Here is a 17411-nt window from a genome sequence, read left to right as displayed (position 1 = left end):
AAAACCGCTCAAGCAAAGCTGAATCTGCTCAAGCGAATAGGAAAACCGCTCAAGCAAAGCTGAATCTGCTCAAGCACAACAGAAAACCTCATAACCCTGAGTTGAAATCCCCTGATATTAAAAAAAGCTCCCTTAAAGATCCATCAACATTTCATCAAAAGAAAGTTTCACTGCTTCGTAAACAAACAACGACGCAAGTAAGTGGGGTTCTACGACGCGTCCACCTTCATCGTTTGGCAACAAGCCTTTGGAAATTCCTGTTGAAATATAGATATCTGCAAGCTCCGAGAGCTCATTTTCTTCAGTTGGTTTCTCTGATGCGACAACTGCAAAAGCGACATTCTTTTTTGCTAAATCTCTTGCGATTTCAAGCGCCTCTATATCCGCTGAGCTCCGAGTGAACAGCCAAACACGATCCATAGTACCTAATTCAAGATCCCTAGAAAACCGAGTCGCGTTAGTAAACGATTCAGCTCCTTCTATCGCGTTGATCACAATGCCATTCAATTCATTTGTTCCTACCAATACCACACGTCCATCGCCAACAACTGCCTGTGCAAGTAGTCTGGCGGTGTCTTCGATTTCCTCTTCATGGTTCGACGCAATCCGTTGCAAGAGACCTGCAATTTGTGTCGTTAACATTTTCATAACTACACCTCCATAAGTAGTAGTATAGTGAATTAGAAATCATTTAGCGATAAAAGCAGGGATTACTACCTTTTTGTCAAATTACTATTAATATTCAAACTAATTTAATTCGGACTAAAGTAGTGACTATATATTAAAAGGAGTGGGCAGTTTGAAAAAGTTGTTAATCGTAGATGACCAAGCTGGTATTCGTCTGTTACTCGATGAAGTCTTCAAAAAAGAGGGTTATGAAACCGTCCTTGCCGCAACGGGTAAAGAGGCGTTGCTTCGTGTGGAGAACGACGAACCGGACTGTATCCTATTAGACATGAAAATGCCTGGAATGAATGGGGATGAAGTCCTGAAACAAGTAAAAAGTGACAGACCAAATCTACCAGTTGTCATGATGACAGCATATGACGTAATAGAAACTTCTGATTCGGAAGCGCAACATCAGGCTGACCACTATTTCACGAAACCATTTGACATCCACCAAGTACGACATACCATTAATCATTTGTTACGAGAAACCTAGAGTCTGCTCCCTAAGTGGAAGTGGTTCGTTTTTTTTGATATGATGAAGGTGGAATACATCAAAAAAATAAAACGAACGCAATCCGTTTCCATATTCGAAGGAGGAACTGCACATGGCACTCGTATCAATGAAAGAAATGATGATTAAAGGCAAGCGGGAAGGGTATGCAATCGGGCAATTCAACTTAAATAACCTGGAATACACGCAAGCGATTCTTCAAGCAGCTCAGTCTGAAAATTCGCCAGTTATCCTAGGCGTATCTGAAGGTGCAGCACGTTACATGGGTGGTTTCACAACAGTCGTTCACATGGTTAAAGGTCTTATGCATGACTACAAGATCACAGTACCGGTTGCGATTCATCTAGATCATGGATCGAGTCTTGAAAAGTGTAAGGAAGCAATTGACGCTGGATTTACATCAGTCATGATTGACGCTTCTGCAAAACCTATCGAAGAAAACATTGCGATTACAAAGCAAGTCGTGGAATATGCACATCCTAAAAACGTTTCCGTTGAAGCAGAACTAGGTCTAGTCGGTGGGCAGGAAGACGACACAATTGCTGAAGGCGTCATGTATGCAGATCCAGCAGAGTGTAAACGTCTTGTTGATGAAACGAACATCGATTGTCTCGCGCCTGCACTTGGATCTGTACACGGTCCTTATAAAGGCGAACCGAATCTAGGATTCAAGGAAATGGAAGAAATTTCGAACCAATCGGATATTCCACTCGTCCTACATGGCGGAACTGGAATTCCAACAAAAGATATCCAACGTTCCATCTCACTTGGAACTTCAAAAATCAATGTGAATACAGAAAATCAGATTCAAGGAACGAAGAAAGTACGTGAAGTGCTTGCAGCTGATTCAGAAGTTTACGATCCGCGTAAATTCCTTACACCAATGCGCGAAGCGATTCAAGCGACAGTCGTTGGAAAAATGCGTGAATTCGGCAGCTCGCAAAAAGCGTAATGTACGCTGCGTTTCTTGCGTGAACGTTTAGACAAAACCTATAGGGGGAGACATCCCGTAAACGGATGAATCTCCTCCTTTTCAATTTTAAGGAGGACACGGACTATGAAATTTTTCATCGATACAGCAAATTTTGAAGAAATTAAAGAAGCCCACAGCTGGGGGATTTTGTCTGGAGTAACAACAAACCCTTCACTCGTAGCAAAAGAGAATATCTCTTTCCACGATCGGTTAAAGGAGATCACGGCACTCGTTCCCGGTTCAGTCAGTGCAGAAGTCATTGCACTCGATGCTGAAGGAATGATTAAAGAAGGTCGTGAACTTGCAGCTATCGCACCAAATATCACAGTGAAATTGCCGATGACTGCTGAAGGCTTAAAAGCGTGTGCGGTATTTTCAGCTGAAGGTATTAAAACGAATGTAACGCTTATTTTCAGTGCAAACCAAGCATTGATGGCAGCGCGTGCCGGAGCTACATACGTGTCTCCGTTCATCGGCAGACTCGATGATATCGGTCAAGATGGTTTAGCGTTGATCGAAACAATTGCAGATATCTTTACAATCCACAACATTGACACGGAAATTATTGCAGCATCGATCCGAAGCCCGCAACAAATTACAAATGGGGCACTTGCAGGCGCTCATATTTCAACAGTACCATTCAAAGTATTACAGCAGCTGTTCAGCCATCCACTGACAGACAAAGGGATTGAACAATTCTTGAAGGATTGGGAAGCCCGCGACAACAAGTGATTGTGTAAAGGAGATTGAAATGGAAGTATATAAAATACAAGGTGGCACCCCTCTAAAGGGAAACATTAAAGTTAGCGGAGCGAAAAACAGTGCAGTTGCACTGATTCCTGCGTCCATTTTAGCGGATTCCCCAGTTACGATAGAAGGATTGCCCGAAATTTCCGATGTCCATACGTTACAGAACTTGCTCGAAGATATCGGAGGCAACGTAGATTTTCAAGATGGAACGATGACAATCGACCCTTCTGAAATGATTTCCATGCCGCTCCCGAATGGAAACGTGAAAAAGTTACGTGCCTCGTATTACTTAATGGGTGCGATGCTGGGGAAATTCAAAAAAGCGGTTATTGGATTGCCTGGTGGTTGTCATTTAGGACCCCGCCCGATTGATCAGCATATTAAAGGATTTGAAGCACTCGGAGCCAAAGTCACAAACGAACATGGCGCGATCTACTTGCGTGCAGATGAGTTGAAGGGTGCAAAAATCTACCTGGATATCGTCAGCGTTGGCGCGACGATCAATATCATGCTCGCTGCAGTTCTTGCGAAAGGGAAAACCGTCATTGAAAACGCGGCGAAAGAGCCCGAAATTATTGACGTTGCGACCTTGCTTTCCAACATGGGTGCCAACATTAAAGGTGCAGGCACGAACGTGATTAGAATCGAAGGTGTTGAGAGCTTAAGCGGTACACGTCATACCATCATTCCGGACCGTATTGAAGCAGGGACGTTCATGATTATGGCGGCAGCTGCTGGAGATGGTGTCACAATCGAGAACGTCATTCCACTTCACGTGGAAGCAGTTACAGCGAAACTCCGTGAAATGGGCGTTGTTGTGGAAGAAGATGAAGAAAAGATTTTCATCCCGAAAACGAAGGCGCTCAAAGCGGTTGATGTGAAAACGCTTGTTTACCCTGGATTTCCAACGGACTTGCAACAACCGTTTTGCGTATTATCCACTCAAGCAGATGGAGCCTCCATGCTTACGGATACAATCTATTCAGCACGGTTTAAGCAGATTGATGAACTTCGTAGAATGAACGCAAGTAGTAAGGTCGAAGGACGTTCTGCAATTATTCATGGACCAACACCGCTCCATGCTGCAAAAGTAAAGGCGAGTGATCTGCGTGCAGGTGCTTCGCTTGTCATCGCGGGCCTGATTGCAGAAGGTGAAACTGAAATTCAAGGGATCTCACACATTGAACGCGGCTATGGTGGTTTAATCGAAAAACTGCATGGTCTTGGTGCATTCATTCAAAAAGTGGAAGTTCCTGATAAAGATGACACTCAGAGTAATTTATAAAACAGTTTAGTGCTCATTCAAACGTGTGCTATAATAGAGCGAACGATTGAGACAGTTACACAATCTGCAACTAGCAGAAAACGGGAGGAATTCTAGAGATGGAACGCAGTTTATCGATGGAACTTGTACGTGTGACAGAGGCGGCGGCAGTTGCCGCATCGCACTGGATGGGACGAGGTTTGAAAAACGAAGCGGATGACGCAGCAACAACAGCAATGCGCACGGTGTTTGATACAATTCCGATGCAAGGTGTCGTTGTGATTGGTGAAGGTGAAATGGACGAAGCGCCAATGTTATACATTGGAGAAGAGCTTGGAACAGGTACTGGACCTTTCGTTGACGTTGCAGTCGATCCACTTGAAGGGACAAACATCGTAGCATCGGGCGGTTGGAACGCACTTGCGGTTCTCGCTATCGCGGACAAAGGAAATCTCCTGAATGCCCCTGATATGTATATGGACAAAATTGCAGTGGGCCCTGAGTGTGTCGGTAAAATTGACATTAATGCGTCAGTTACAGACAACTTGAATGCTGTTGCAAAAGCGAAAAACAAGAAATTGAACGAAATCACGGCAACCGTTTTAAATCGCGAACGTCATGCAGACATCATCGCTGAAATCCGTGCTGCGGGTGCTCGCATCAAGCTCATTAACGATGGAGACGTAGCGGGTGCTATCAACACAGCATTCGAAGGTACAGGCGTCGACATTCTTTTCGGACTTGGCGGAGCTCCTGAAGGCGTTATTGCAGCAGTAGGATTGAAATGTCTTGGCGGAGAAATCCAAGGTAAACTCATTCCTATGAATGATGCTGAACGTGAGCGTTGCGTGAAAATGGGCATCGATGTCGACAAAGTCCTTTACATGGACGACCTCGTAAAAGGGGACGACGCAATCTTTGCAGCAACTGGTGTAACAGATGGCGAGCTCCTTCGCGGCGTACAATTCACAGGTGGCCACTCTAAAACGCATTCACTCGTAATGCGCTCTAAGTCTGGTACTATCCGTTTTGTTGAAGGGCGTCATAGCATGGACAAAAAACCTCATCTTGTGATGAAAGACTAAGTAACCCCTAAATTGCCCGGCACTTCAGCCGGGCAATTCTTTTGTACCCCAGCAGCAATCGCTGCACCCCCAAAACATATGAATCCTAAACTTTAAAAGAGTGGTGCCAATAATGACAATGATAACCTTAGCTGACTTGGAAAACATGACGCTCAAAGAGCTTTATGCACTTGCCAAGGAATATAAAATTAGCTATTACAGCAAACTGACTAAAAAAGAACTCATCTTTTCCATACTGAAATCACGCGCCGAACAAGAAGGCTTCTTCTTCATGGAAGGCGTACTAGAAATCATTCAATCTGAAGGGTATGGCTTCTTACGGCCGATCAACTACTCTTCGAGTTCAGAAGATATCTACATTTCTGCATCCCAGATCCGTCGATTTGACTTACGGAACGGGGACAAGGTCACAGGGAAAGTACGTCCGCCAAAAGAGAACGAGCGCTACTACGGTCTCCTGCAAGTCGAAGCGGTCAACGGTCAAAACCCTGAAGTCGCAAGAGAACGCGTCCACTTTCCAGCGCTTACACCGCTCTATCCGACTCGTCATATTAAGTTGGAAACAGATTCAAGCAATCTATCCACAAGAATCATGGATTTAGTATCTCCAGTCGGTTTCGGACAACGTGGCCTGATTGTCGCACCCCCAAAAGCGGGTAAAACAATGTTGTTGAAAGAAATTGCAAATGCAATCACTACGAACCATCCTGACACAGAACTCATCGTCCTACTCATTGACGAACGTCCAGAAGAAGTAACGGACATCGAGCGTTCAGTGGATGCGGATGTCGTCAGCTCCACATTCGATGAAGTCCCTGAAAACCATGTGAAAGTGGCGGAATTGGTACTGGAGCGCGCGATGCGACTCGTCGAACATAAACGCGATGTTGTCATTCTCATGGACTCCATCACACGTCTTGCCCGTGCCTATAACCTCATCATCCCACCGAGTGGACGCACGCTATCCGGAGGTATCGACCCAGCTGCATTCCACCGACCAAAACGATTCTTCGGTGCAGCGCGTAATTTAGAAGAAGGCGGTAGCTTGACGATTCTCGCGACAGCCCTCATCGATACAGGGTCACGAATGGATGAAGTCATCTACGAGGAATTCAAAGGAACCGGCAACATGGAACTGCACTTGGATCGCACACTCGCCGAGCGTAGAATCTTCCCGGCCATCGACATCCGTCGCTCAGGAACCCGGAAAGAAGAACTCCTCGTCCCAGCGGGCCAACTCGAAAAACTATGGGCAATCCGAAAAACATTCTCAGACGCCCCAGACTTCGCCGAGCGTTTCCTAAAGAAACTACGACAATCCAAATCCAACGCTGAATTCTTCGAAAAACTAAACGGCGACATGAAAAATCAGCGCAATGGAAAAGGGCTGCTCTAACAAAAGCGGAGGCGGCTGTGTAGTCCCGACAGGCGTTGGAGGTCTTAAAGAAAAGGCGTACTGTGCCTTTACTTAAAGACCGAAACGATCCCGAGGGGCTAGCCGCCGGAGCTGGATGATAACAAAAGCGGAGGCGGCTGGTTAGTCCCGACAGAGCTGGATAATAGAAAAAAGGAAGGCAGCCTATAGATGGCTGCCTGTTTTTATCTTCAAATCAAGGAGTTATGCGTGGAATTTCATTGATACGTATAGCTGAGGGCAAGGTTATGAGCGCTTTTTGAGATTTATGAGCCTTATTTTGCTTTTATGATCACTTTCCGGCATTTATGAGCGGAATCCATGTTTTATGATCACTTTCCAACTTTTATGAGCAGAATCCCGTTTTTATGATCATTTTCCGAGATTTATGAGCAACTTCTTCGGGTGTGGTAATTTTTATCTTAAACGAAGACTGCTCCTGAAGTGGAAGGATGCGCACAGTTCGCCTTTTGCGAATAAAAGCCGAGGTAACGAGCAATATCTTCGCAAACGATACACCCGATGCGAATCCTTTGATTAAAGCGATAGGCCGAGCCAACCGATATCCGTTGATCGAAACGAAAGACGGCGACTCCGAAGGGATCAGCGCGAGCTGAAGACCCTGGACTGAGCAAGGCGAAGGAAGCGGCTGAAGCCGTGCCCCTCGGAAAGCGTCCGTCTGAAGAGCAGAACAACCCTGTCGAAAGCATCCACCTGAAACGGAAATTAACCCTGCCTACTCACCAAATTTCTCAGACAAAAACCTTGCACACGTCTACACAATTTGATAAGATTAACTCATATGATTCATATACGACTGACATACACGGGTCGTGTAAGGCATCTGTCTTTTACTGGGAAGGCGCAAGCCAACCAGAATAAAAACTCTGTACCAGACGGTTCAGGGCGAGAGGAGAGAGACCGATGAAAGTAGGAATTCACCCAGATTACAAACTATCAACTGTTTCATGTTCATGTGGTAACACATTCGAAACAGGTTCTGTCAAAGAAGACATTAAAGTAGAAGTTTGTTCAGAATGCCACCCATTCTACACTGGACGCCAGAAATTTGCTGCAGCGGACGGCCGCGTCGACCGCTTCAACAAGAAATATGGCCTCAAAGAAGAAGGCAAGTAAGAACGGCTTTCCAGTTCCCGTCCGGTGCATTTGCGCCGGGCGGGAATTTTGGTTTTACGAGCACTTATCCTTATTTTTCATGTAGACGAAAGGGGATTCATCATGTACGTTTCCATGCAAGGCGGATGGGCTGAAGTCATTTGCGGAAGTATGTTCTCCGGGAAATCCGAAGAACTGATTCGCCGAATCCGACGCTCTCAATTTGCCAAACAAAAGATTGCTGTTTTCAAACCAGAGCTCGACAATCGATACAGTGAAGAAGCGGTCGTCAGCCATAATGGGACAACCGTCATTGCGATGCCAGTTGCCTGTTCTGCTGATATTGTTGCACAAGTAACAGATGATTGTGACGTCATTGCTATAGATGAAGCACAATTTTTTGATGATGGAATTGTCGATACCGTTATGGAACTCGCAAATCACGGGTTTCGAGTGATCGTCGCGGGTCTCGATCAAGACTTCCGCGGAGAACCATTCGGTCCTATGCCGAAACTGATGGCGATTGCGGAAATCGTCACGAAACTACAAGCGGTCTGCACAATTTGTGGTTCACCTTCAAGTAGAACCCAACGCCTCATCAACGGGAAACCCGCAGGATTTGATGACCCTATTATCTTAGTTGGGGCGTCGGAAGCATACGAACCAAGATGTCGCATGCACCACGATGTACCAAAAGGGATTTCCATCCAACCAACCGCTAAATAACATCATGCTGAAGAGACAAGCTGCCTAGCAGATTGTCTCTTCCTTACTTTATCCGACAAAAATCTAACCACACAATCAGCTTGCGATATGTGCACTGTATATTTGCACGCCCCAATACCGTACAATAACACTAAGACCAAACTAATTAGAGGTGAACAATTATGTATGACAGACTCCAAGCCGTCGAAGATCGATACGATAAACTGAACGAATTGCTGAGTGACCCAGAAGTCGTCAGCGACCTGAACAAGCTCCGAACCTATTCCAAGGAGCAATCGGACTTACAGGAAACCGTAGATGTCTATAGGGAATACAAAGACGCAACAGAAGCAAAACGAGACGCTAAAGAAATGCTAGAAGAATCCACAGATCCCGAAATGGAAGAATTGATCAAAGCGGAACTCTCAGAGCTTTCTACGACTATTGAAACACTCGAGGATCGTCTCAAGTTGTTGCTTGTACCGAAAGATCCGAACGACAACAAAAACGTCATCATGGAAATCCGCGGGGCAGCAGGTGGAGACGAAGCTGCATTATTTGCCGCCAAACTTTACCGCATGTATACCCGATTTGCAGAACTCAATCACTGGAAAATTGACGTGATGGACTCCGCTCCGACTGAACTGGGCGGTTTCAAGGAAATCATCTTCATGATCAGCGGGAATGGAGCATTTTCAAAACTGAAATTCGAGAATGGAGCACACCGAGTCCAACGCGTCCCGGAAACGGAATCAGGCGGCCGCATTCATACTTCAACTGCAACAGTAGCAGTCTTGCCTGAAGCGGAAGAAGTCGAAATTGAACTGCATGACAAAGACATCAGAACCGATACCTTCGCATCATCTGGCCCGGGCGGTCAATCCGTCAACACGACGATGTCTGCAGTACGGCTAACACACTTGCCGACTGGTATTACAGTTTCTATTCAGGATGAAAAATCGCAAATTAAAAACAAAGAGAAAGCGATGAAAGTCTTACGTGCCCGCGTCTACGATAAATTCCAATCCGAAGCGCAGGCGGAATACGATGAAAAACGGAAATCTGCAGTAGGCACTGGAGATCGTTCTGAGCGTATCCGAACATACAACTTCCCACAAAATCGAGTCACAGACCATCGAATCGGGTTCACCATTCAAAAGCTGGATCAGATTATCGAAGGGAAAATGGATGAAGTGATTGAAGCACTTACACTGGAAGACCAGGCGCGTCGATTAGAAAGTCTGGAAGCCCATGATTGAGACGATCCATCAGACGCTAAAACGTTTAGAAGCGCGACTTGCTACTGAAGAATTGGACGTCAACGCAGCGTTTCTACTCCTTGAGCACGTCACGCAAAAATCTCGCGCGTCCCTTCTTGCGGACTTGCGTGAACCGCTAACCGAGCAGCAGTTGCGCCAATTCGAAGATCTCTCATCGGAACTGTTAACCGGTAAACCTATTCAGCATATCATTGGGCAAGAATGGTTTTACGGAAGGCCGTTTAGCGTCTCGAAAGACGTACTCATCCCGAGACCTGAAACGGAAGAACTTGTTCAAGGAGCTATGCAAAGAGCGTCTAAGCTATTCGGTAATAAGTCGATCCGAGTGGCGGACATTGGTACAGGAAGTGGTGCAATTGCAGTGACATTTCAACTTGAATGTCCGAATGCACAAGTGACTGCTACTGATATTAGTGAAGCAGCACTCGCGGTTGCCCGCCGGAATGCTGAGCAGAACGATTCTCAAGTAACCTTAGTACAAGGGGACTTAGCGCAGCCTTTACAAAACGAAAAGTGGGACATCGTATTATCCAATCCACCGTATATAGGGTTGGACGAAGCATCATCCATGTCGCCTACGGTTTTGGATTACGAACCGCATGGAGCGCTCTTTGCAGATGAAAATGGTCTCGTACTCTATCGAAAGCTTGCGGAAACTCTACCTGCCATTATGAAGAAACCCGCATTGATTGGTCTGGAGATCGGCTATCTACAAGCATCATCGGTACAACGACTCTTTCAAAATGCTTTTCCAAAAAGCAAGATTGAACTCGTCCAAGACATGAATGGGAAAGATCGAATGATATTTTGTGAGATTCGGTGAATAAACTCTTCTGAACCTGTCCACAATGAGGTCAGGAGGGGATGACATGTTACCAGATTATCCACAGTTTGCACAACAACCGATTTTTACAACTGAACCGAACTATAAATGGCGAAAAAGAGTAATTGCTCTCATAGAATTCATTTTAATACTCGTTATGCTTCAAGCAATTCTTACACTCTTTCAAGAGCACACAAGTGAGGAGCCGATTCGCTATCGTATTCTAGCACACTCGGATGCTCCTGCAGATCAAGCGATCAAAGTGCGTATTCAACAAGCGATTGAGCCAATGATCGCAGGTGCGATTGCCCGAACGACTACTGAAGAAGAGTTGCTAAGCGAACTAGAAGAGCTTGAAGCAGAAATGCTTGCTGCAGCAAACTTACATTCACCGGATCGTGCCGTTACTCTTGAACGAAAAAATGCACTGTTTCCAGCAAAGCGAGTGGGCTTTGAGATTTATCCACAAGATGTTTATGAAGCATACGTATTGACGATTGGAAGTGGACGTGGTGCGAACTGGTGGTGTTCCATTTTTCCGAAAGTGTGTTACCCGGAAGAAGAGACGGTAGAGGCTGCAGAGAAAGAAGAAGAAGTGAAATTCTTCATATGGGAGTGGATAACTTCTTGGTTCGAATAAGGATATCCACGGATAATTGTGGATAACTTTGCTAGAAGCGTTGAAAAGGAGGATGAATTTATGAACACTCGAACGTTGAAAGTGGATAAGGGTGTTGATAACGTTGATAGTTATCAACAAACTGTGGATTGTTTGCGGAATGGAGGTCTTGTAGCGTTTCCAACAGAAACCGTGTATGGACTTGGAGCACTCGCAACTGATCCGGATGCAACAAAACGGATCTTTGAAGCAAAAGGTCGTCCGTCTGACAATCCACTGATCGTACATATAGGAACTAAAGAAGAAGTGAACGAGTATGCGGCAGAAATCCCTGAAAGTGCGCTCCGGTTGATGGAAGCATTTTGGCCAGGTCCGTTAACGTTGATTTTCAATGAAAAGCCAGGTGTCATTGCGGAAAGTGTCACGGTTGGAAGAGGGACAGTTGGACTGCGTATGCCGGATCATCCTGTTGCACTGAAATTACTGCGACTACTTGGTGGTCCCCTTGCAGCACCGAGTGCGAATCGAAGTGGAAAACCGAGTCCGACGAAAGCGAGCCATGTCGCGCGTGACTTAGATGGGAGAATTCCATTCATCTTAGATGGTGGTGCAACAGGTGTTGGGGTGGAGTCGACTGTCATTGATATGACAGTAACGCCTCCTGCCATTTTGCGTCCTGGTGGGGTCACTGTCGAAATGATAGAGTCGGTCATTGGATCTGTTCGATCAGAAATACATGTAGAAGAAGCAGAAGCGCCACGTGCTCCAGGCATGAAATACATGCACTATTCTCCAGACGCACCAGTTTGGTTAATTGAACCGAATGAAAAACAGATTGAACAAGCTGTGCAGGCTTTGATGAATGAAGGTAAAAAAGTTGCTGTCATCGGACCTGATGAATTGAAAACGGACAAGCCATCTTGGTATTTTGCGACTGGTGCTCACGCAGATCCTCGTCAACTGGCTGCAAATCTTTATGACGCCCTTCGTAATTGCGATGAAACTGAAGCAGATGTGATATTGGCGGTGGAAGTCCCTTCTGAAGGAATGGGTCTAGCTGTCATGAATCGGCTGAAAAAGGCTGCAGACGGGAAACAGTTTTCGATTGTAAAGTTGGATTCACAATAAGTTTACCAAAAACAATTAAAATAACATTCATGAATGGCCTCCCCTGGCGCCGCATAAGATGGACTGGCGTAAACTTAGGGGAGGTTCTTCTATTGGTAGAAATCATTGCAGCTGGCGTGACAACAATCGATATCCTCGTCATCTACACATTGTTGCACGTTCGAAAAAGAAAATGGTTAATTGCTCTGTGGACGGCGTTCTTGAATGTTGTGTTCCCTCTACTTGGATTTATGGCAGGGGAACTTTCTGCTCAACTGTTTTCGGAATGGAGCGGAATTCTCTCAAGTGTATTACTGGGGTTAATTGGATTACATATGATACTTCAAGAAGAAGATCCGAATGCATCCAAAGTAGCGGGTCCTCTTCTGATTGCCGTTGCGGTTAGTTTGGATGGATTTTCTATAAGTATGTCTTTTGGATTAATGCATTTAAATAAATGGCTTTTCATCGTCTCAACGGGGGTAATGTCGCTAGTTCTTTCCTACTTTGCGTTGCGTGCGAATTTAACAATTAAGCCGCGTTATAGAGCAACTTTACGAAAAATTGCCGGACTTATCTTAATAGGTATGGGGATATTGTCATGGATTTCTTAAAATAACTGTTTCAGTTTTGGGATAAATCGGTTATGATGAAGACAGGTGATTATGATGAATATTTGCTTTATTTGCACAGGAAATACATGTAGAAGTCCGCTAGCGGAAGGAATATTGAAATCGAAGCAACTAGAAGGGGTTTCGGTTCGTTCAGCGGGTGTTTATGCAACAGATGGTGCCTTCATTTCCAATCATTCCCGATTACTACTAGAGGAAAATGGAATGCCGGTAACGCCGACCTCACGACGTTTTACAGAACAGGACTTGGAGTGGGCAGATCTCATTCTTACAATGACGGTATCCCACCGTGAAACGCTTCGACATGCCTTTGGTAACGGTTCTGACAAAATATTTACATTGAAAGAGTATGTAGGAGCCGCCCAATACGATGTTCAGGATCCTTATGGCGGGAATCTCGGAGTTTATCAACAGACGTTTGAAGAATTGTCCGATCAGATTGATGTGCTAGCGCGCAAGTTAATGGGGGAACAGTGATGACAGAGACGAAAAAAAAGTTCGGATTGAAATGGAAACTTGTCATATTCGTGACGATTCTTGCGATTGTGACGTATTCAACAAGTGCAGTGTTCATTAACATCTTACAACCTCAATTTTTCCCGAATGCAAATCCGACCTGGTTCGGAATTATGACATATGGAATGGGGATTTTTTGGTCTGCTGTACTCGCAGCCCTTTTCAGTACAATCTTAACGAAGCCTCTCCAACGGCTTGAACAGGAAGCGATGCGGATTGCTGATGGAAAAATCGGTACTGACATAGAATTGCCGAACTCGTCTGATGAAATCCGTTCCGTTGCAGAAGCGTTCCAACAAGTTGTTGTCAACTTACGAGGAATTGTTGGGCAGATTGAAACTAACTTTGAAAAAACGTCGCGCTCCGTAGAAATTTTACACAATGAAACAGGATCTGCTTCTAATCAGGCAGATGCGATTGCTTCGACAATTATTGAGATCTCTTCGGGTGCGGAAGCGTCAGCGATTGCGATCCAAGAGACGGCTGAAGCGATGGAAGACATTCGCGCACTCGCTTCAGATGTGAATACTCGTGCCGATCAATCGTCCAAGCAATCGAACGATATGCTTGCAGAATTGAAGCGGACAACCGATGCGTACCGGACACTTGTAGGTGGAATTCGCGAAATGTCCACACAAAGCGAAGACTCTCTTTTAACAATCCGTGACCTTGATAGAAATGCACAAAAGATTGGCGAAATCGTTCAACTCGTTGGCAACATCGCAGATCAGACAAATTTGCTGGCGCTGAATGCTTCCATTGAAGCGGCACGTGCAGGAGAACATGGAAAAGGCTTCGCAGTCGTTGCAGAAGAAGTCCGTGTCCTTGCGGATGAAAGTGCAAAATCTGTTCAAATGATCGGCGGTCTCGTAAGTACAATACAGTCCGATGTCACGAAAGTCGTGAAAGAAATGGAAGCACAAGTGAAAACCGCTGCTCAAGAAGCTGGACGAGCAGACGAAACAAATAAAAGTATTATTGCGATGGCAACAACTGTTACTGATATGGCAGGCTCCATCACTGGAATTACAGAGCTTGTGGAACATCAGCTCAGCAAAATTGAACAAACGGCTCATCAGTCGCAAGAAGTCGCGGCGATTGCAGAAGAGACTTCAGCAGGCGCTGAAGAAGTCCAAGCGGCAACCGAAGAACAAGCGCATTCAATTGAACAAACAAGCGTCCTAGCTAGTGAACTAAAAGGGCAATCCGAAGCCCTCTATGGTGTCATTCGCCAATTCGATACTTCTCAATAACAAAGTCGGCCATGCGCCGACTTTTTCTGTGGAAAAAAGTCCGTCTAGTCTGGGAAATCATATTCCTAATTAATCCGAAAACCAGAAGAATCTCTCATATTACTTCGCACTGTGTTTTTTTTAGGAACAATGATAGAATTAGTTGTAAGTATATTATGAAAAGAGGGACGCATATGAAACTCGCGATTTCTTCCGATCATGGCGGCAACAACTTACGCCATGAAATTAAACAACTACTGACAGAACTAAACATTGACTTCGAAGACTTCGGTCCGGAATCTGGCCAGTCCGTTGACTATCCAGATTACGCAGCACCCGTAACTAAAGGCGTCGCATCCGGTGAATTCGATAAAGGTATCCTCATCTGTGGTACCGGTATCGGCATGTCAATAGCGGCCAATAAAGTAAATGGAATCCGTTGCGCACTCGTTCACGACGTGTTCAGCGCTAAAGCAACTAGAGGTCATAATGATTCAAATGTATTAGCGATGGGAGAACGCGTTATCGGTCCGGGACTTGCCCGCGAAATCGTTCAAACATGGTTAGAAACACCATTTGAAGGTGGTCGACACGAACGACGAATCGAGAAATTGATGAATCTCGAAAACAACTAAGAAATTGGGGGGATGACATGGACGCGTATATCTTATGGAGATTGCAGCTGGAACAAACACTCGCAGAATTTGCGGAAATTGCTCCGCCAGTACCGGGGTCCCTTTTTGTCATAGGCTGTTCCACTTCTGAAGTGGCAGGCAAACGAATTGGTACAGCCGGGGCGCTCGACGTAGCGGAAGCGCTTTATGGACCCCTCTTACAATTTGCTGCAACTCATCGGTTGCATCTCGCTTTCCAAGGGTGCGAGCACATTAACCGTGCCCTCACAATCGATCGGAAAACAGCGGAAAAGTTTGCACTTGAACCTGTTTCTGTCGTGCCCGTTCGGACTGCAGGCGGTTCAATGTCCGCTTATGCGTTCGAGCATTTAGATGATGCGGTTGTCGTTGAATCCGTCCGTGCAAACGCCGGGATCGACATTGGACAAACTCTGATTGGTATGCAATTGAAACCGGTTGCAGTCCCGATTCGCACATCCGTTAAACAGGTTGGTGAAGCTGTCGTTACCTGTGCAACCACTCGTCCGAAACTCATCGGAGGAGTTCGAGCGCAGTACGAATAACTCAAGGCCACCAAGCTTTGAGGGTAGTAAGACTAATAGACGCTAAAGGGGAAATGAACATGGATTTGAGCAATGTGAAACGCGAAGATAGTGCTGTTTTTGAAGCAATAATGGCAGAAAAGAATCGACAGAACGCTAATATCGAATTGATTGCATCAGAAAACTTTGTCTCTGAAGCGGTCATGGAAGCACAAGGTTCCTACTTGACGAACAAATACGCAGAAGGCTATCCAGGCAAGCGCTACTATGGTGGCTGCGAACATGTCGATGTTGTTGAAAACATCGCCCGCGACCGCGTTAAAGAGTTATTCGGTGCAGCGTATGCAAACGTTCAAGCGCACTCAGGAGCACAGGCAAACATGGCAGTCTACTTCACAGTACTCGAGCCAGGCGACGTCGTTCTTGGGATGAACCTCTCACACGGTGGTCACTTGACACACGGAAGTCCAGTAAACTTCTCTGGAAAGCTGTACAACTTTGTTGAGTACGGTGTAAGCGAGCAGGACGAGCGTATCGACTACGAAGACGTTCGTCAAAAAGCACTAGAGCACAAGCCAAAGATGATCGTAGCGGGCGCAAGTGCATACCCACGCGAAATCGATTTCAAGAAATTCCGTGAAATTGCTGATGAAGTTGGCGCATTCTTAATGGTGGACATGGCGCACATCGCAGGACTTGTTGCAGTCGGCGAACACAACAGCCCAGTACCACATGCGCATTTTGTTACGTCTACAACGCACAAAACATTGCGCGGACCACGTGGTGGACTCATTTTGATCAACGAAGAATTTGCTGAGCAATACGGCAAAAAAATCGATAAAACGATTTTCCCAGGTGTTCAAGGCGGTCCATTGATGCACGTAATTTCAGCAAAAGCAGTGGCATTTGGCGAAGCATTACGACCTGATTTCAAGACGTACATTCAACAAGTAAAAAAGAATGCGGTCGCTCTCGGCGAAACACTTGTTGCTGAAGGGATCGGCATCGTTTCTGGCGGTACGGACAACCACTTGCTTCTATTGAACTTGACGAGCCTTGGCTTAACAGGAAAAGTTGCAGAGCATGTGTTGGATGAATGCGGAATCACCGTCAACAAAAACACGGTTCCATTCGATAAAGAAAGCCCATTTGTTACTTCAGGTATCCGAATCGGTACACCAGCAGTGACATCACGCGGTTTCAAAGAAGAAGACATGAAAGAAGTCGGAGCGATCATCGCGAAACTCTTGAAGAACCACGAAGACGATGCTGTGAAAGAAGAAGCGAAACAACGCGTCAAAGCCCTAACAGATCAGCACGCGCTATATGCATAAATAGTAGTAGAGCCGCCATCCTTAAGATGGCGGTTTTTTTACGGGCGAAATTCGGGTATGTTCACTAGAAACAAGCGAAGCGCTACCAATAACTCCCTTATTCTTGTTGAATTGTGTCTCGATGCCGATTAATTCTTCCATATTGCCGATTCTTCAAGCAATAGTTCCGATTCTTACTCTGGAAGTGCCGATTCACCTCGCGAA

Annotated in this window: 19 protein-coding genes; 18 read left to right on the top strand and 1 reads right to left on the bottom strand. The window is 45.6% G+C overall.

Translation table 11 applies throughout. The features are described 5' to 3' along the window. Window positions 1-132: 132 nt before the first annotated feature. Window positions 133-648: a DUF2529 family protein gene (locus RL70_RS15755; RefSeq protein WP_039044361.1), complete on the bottom strand. Its 516-nt coding sequence runs from the start codon at window positions 646-648 to the stop codon at window positions 133-135. 142 nt (window positions 649-790) lie between these two features. Between RL70_RS15755 and RL70_RS15750 the strand changes: the two genes are divergently transcribed. From RL70_RS15750 to glyA, 18 genes are all read left to right on the top strand, one after another. Further along, on the top strand, window positions 791-1162 hold the full coding sequence (locus RL70_RS15750; RefSeq protein WP_369795250.1) for a response regulator: 372 nt from the start codon (window positions 791-793) through the stop codon (window positions 1160-1162). A 112-nt stretch (window positions 1163-1274) separates the two neighbouring features. Continuing rightward, window positions 1275-2132 (top strand): class II fructose-bisphosphate aldolase, encoded by an 858-nt coding sequence (locus RL70_RS15745; RefSeq protein WP_039044359.1) that lies wholly within the window; start codon window positions 1275-1277, stop codon window positions 2130-2132. Between the two features lie 105 nt (window positions 2133-2237). Further along, window positions 2238-2885, top strand: a complete 648-nt coding sequence (gene fsa / locus RL70_RS15740) for a fructose-6-phosphate aldolase (protein ID WP_039044358.1) — start codon at window positions 2238-2240, stop codon at window positions 2883-2885. Between the two features lie 19 nt (window positions 2886-2904). Continuing rightward, window positions 2905-4188: a UDP-N-acetylglucosamine 1-carboxyvinyltransferase gene (locus RL70_RS15735; RefSeq protein WP_039044357.1), complete on the top strand. Its 1284-nt coding sequence runs from the start codon at window positions 2905-2907 to the stop codon at window positions 4186-4188. Between the two features lie 98 nt (window positions 4189-4286). After that, window positions 4287-5252, top strand: a complete 966-nt coding sequence (gene glpX / locus RL70_RS15730; RefSeq protein ID WP_025785579.1) for a class II fructose-bisphosphatase — start codon at window positions 4287-4289, stop codon at window positions 5250-5252. 112 nt (window positions 5253-5364) lie between these two features. Continuing rightward, window positions 5365-6648: a transcription termination factor Rho gene (gene rho, locus RL70_RS15725; protein WP_039044356.1), complete on the top strand. Its 1284-nt coding sequence runs from the start codon at window positions 5365-5367 to the stop codon at window positions 6646-6648. Window positions 6649-7590: 942 nt separating this feature from the next. Continuing rightward, window positions 7591-7803, top strand: coding sequence for a 50S ribosomal protein L31 (gene rpmE, locus RL70_RS15720; RefSeq protein ID WP_025785581.1), 213 nt, complete (start codon window positions 7591-7593; stop codon window positions 7801-7803). 102 nt (window positions 7804-7905) lie between these two features. Beyond that, window positions 7906-8508: a thymidine kinase gene (locus RL70_RS15715; RefSeq protein ID WP_039044355.1), complete on the top strand. Its 603-nt coding sequence runs from the start codon at window positions 7906-7908 to the stop codon at window positions 8506-8508. Window positions 8509-8669: 161 nt separating this feature from the next. After that, window positions 8670-9746 (top strand): peptide chain release factor 1, encoded by a 1077-nt coding sequence (prfA, locus tag RL70_RS15710; protein ID WP_039044354.1) that lies wholly within the window; start codon window positions 8670-8672, stop codon window positions 9744-9746. Beyond that, complete coding sequence (gene prmC / locus RL70_RS15705) at window positions 9739-10590, top strand: peptide chain release factor N(5)-glutamine methyltransferase (RefSeq protein ID WP_039044353.1); 852 nt, start codon at window positions 9739-9741, stop codon at window positions 10588-10590. The genes prfA and prmC overlap by 8 nt, the downstream gene beginning before the upstream one ends. A gap of 46 nt (window positions 10591-10636) precedes the next feature. Beyond that, window positions 10637-11230, top strand: a complete 594-nt coding sequence (locus tag RL70_RS15700; protein WP_052246005.1) for a stage II sporulation protein R — start codon at window positions 10637-10639, stop codon at window positions 11228-11230. 60 nt (window positions 11231-11290) lie between these two features. Next, window positions 11291-12337, top strand: coding sequence for an L-threonylcarbamoyladenylate synthase (locus tag RL70_RS15695; RefSeq protein WP_039044352.1), 1047 nt, complete (start codon window positions 11291-11293; stop codon window positions 12335-12337). A gap of 92 nt (window positions 12338-12429) precedes the next feature. Continuing rightward, a complete protein-coding gene (locus tag RL70_RS15690; RefSeq protein WP_039044351.1) occupies window positions 12430-12930 on the top strand; it encodes a manganese efflux pump in 501 nt (166 codons plus the stop codon). 51 nt (window positions 12931-12981) lie between these two features. Beyond that, entirely contained in the window at window positions 12982-13425 is a 444-nt protein-coding gene (locus RL70_RS15685) for a low molecular weight protein arginine phosphatase (protein WP_369795249.1), read from the top strand. Then, window positions 13425-14717, top strand: a complete 1293-nt coding sequence (locus RL70_RS15680) for a methyl-accepting chemotaxis protein (RefSeq protein ID WP_039044349.1) — start codon at window positions 13425-13427, stop codon at window positions 14715-14717. The genes RL70_RS15685 and RL70_RS15680 overlap by 1 nt, the downstream gene beginning before the upstream one ends. Before the next feature lie 173 nt (window positions 14718-14890). Beyond that, window positions 14891-15331 (top strand): ribose 5-phosphate isomerase B, encoded by a 441-nt coding sequence (rpiB, locus tag RL70_RS15675; protein WP_039044348.1) that lies wholly within the window; start codon window positions 14891-14893, stop codon window positions 15329-15331. Window positions 15332-15348: 17 nt separating this feature from the next. After that, the gene (locus RL70_RS15670) at window positions 15349-15894 is read left to right on the top strand and encodes a TIGR01440 family protein (protein WP_039044347.1); all 546 of its coding nucleotides are present in this window, start codon (window positions 15349-15351) and stop codon (window positions 15892-15894) included. A 59-nt stretch (window positions 15895-15953) separates the two neighbouring features. Beyond that, entirely contained in the window at window positions 15954-17207 is a 1254-nt protein-coding gene (gene glyA / locus RL70_RS15665; RefSeq protein WP_039044346.1) for a serine hydroxymethyltransferase, read from the top strand. Window positions 17208-17411: the final 204 nt, after the last annotated feature.

This window comes from Sporosarcina sp. ZBG7A (assembly GCF_000813425.1).
Classification (GTDB): domain Bacteria; phylum Bacillota; class Bacilli; order Bacillales_A; family Planococcaceae; genus Sporosarcina.
The sequence above is the reverse complement of the archived record's forward strand: the minus strand, read 5'-3'. Positions and strand labels throughout refer to the sequence as shown.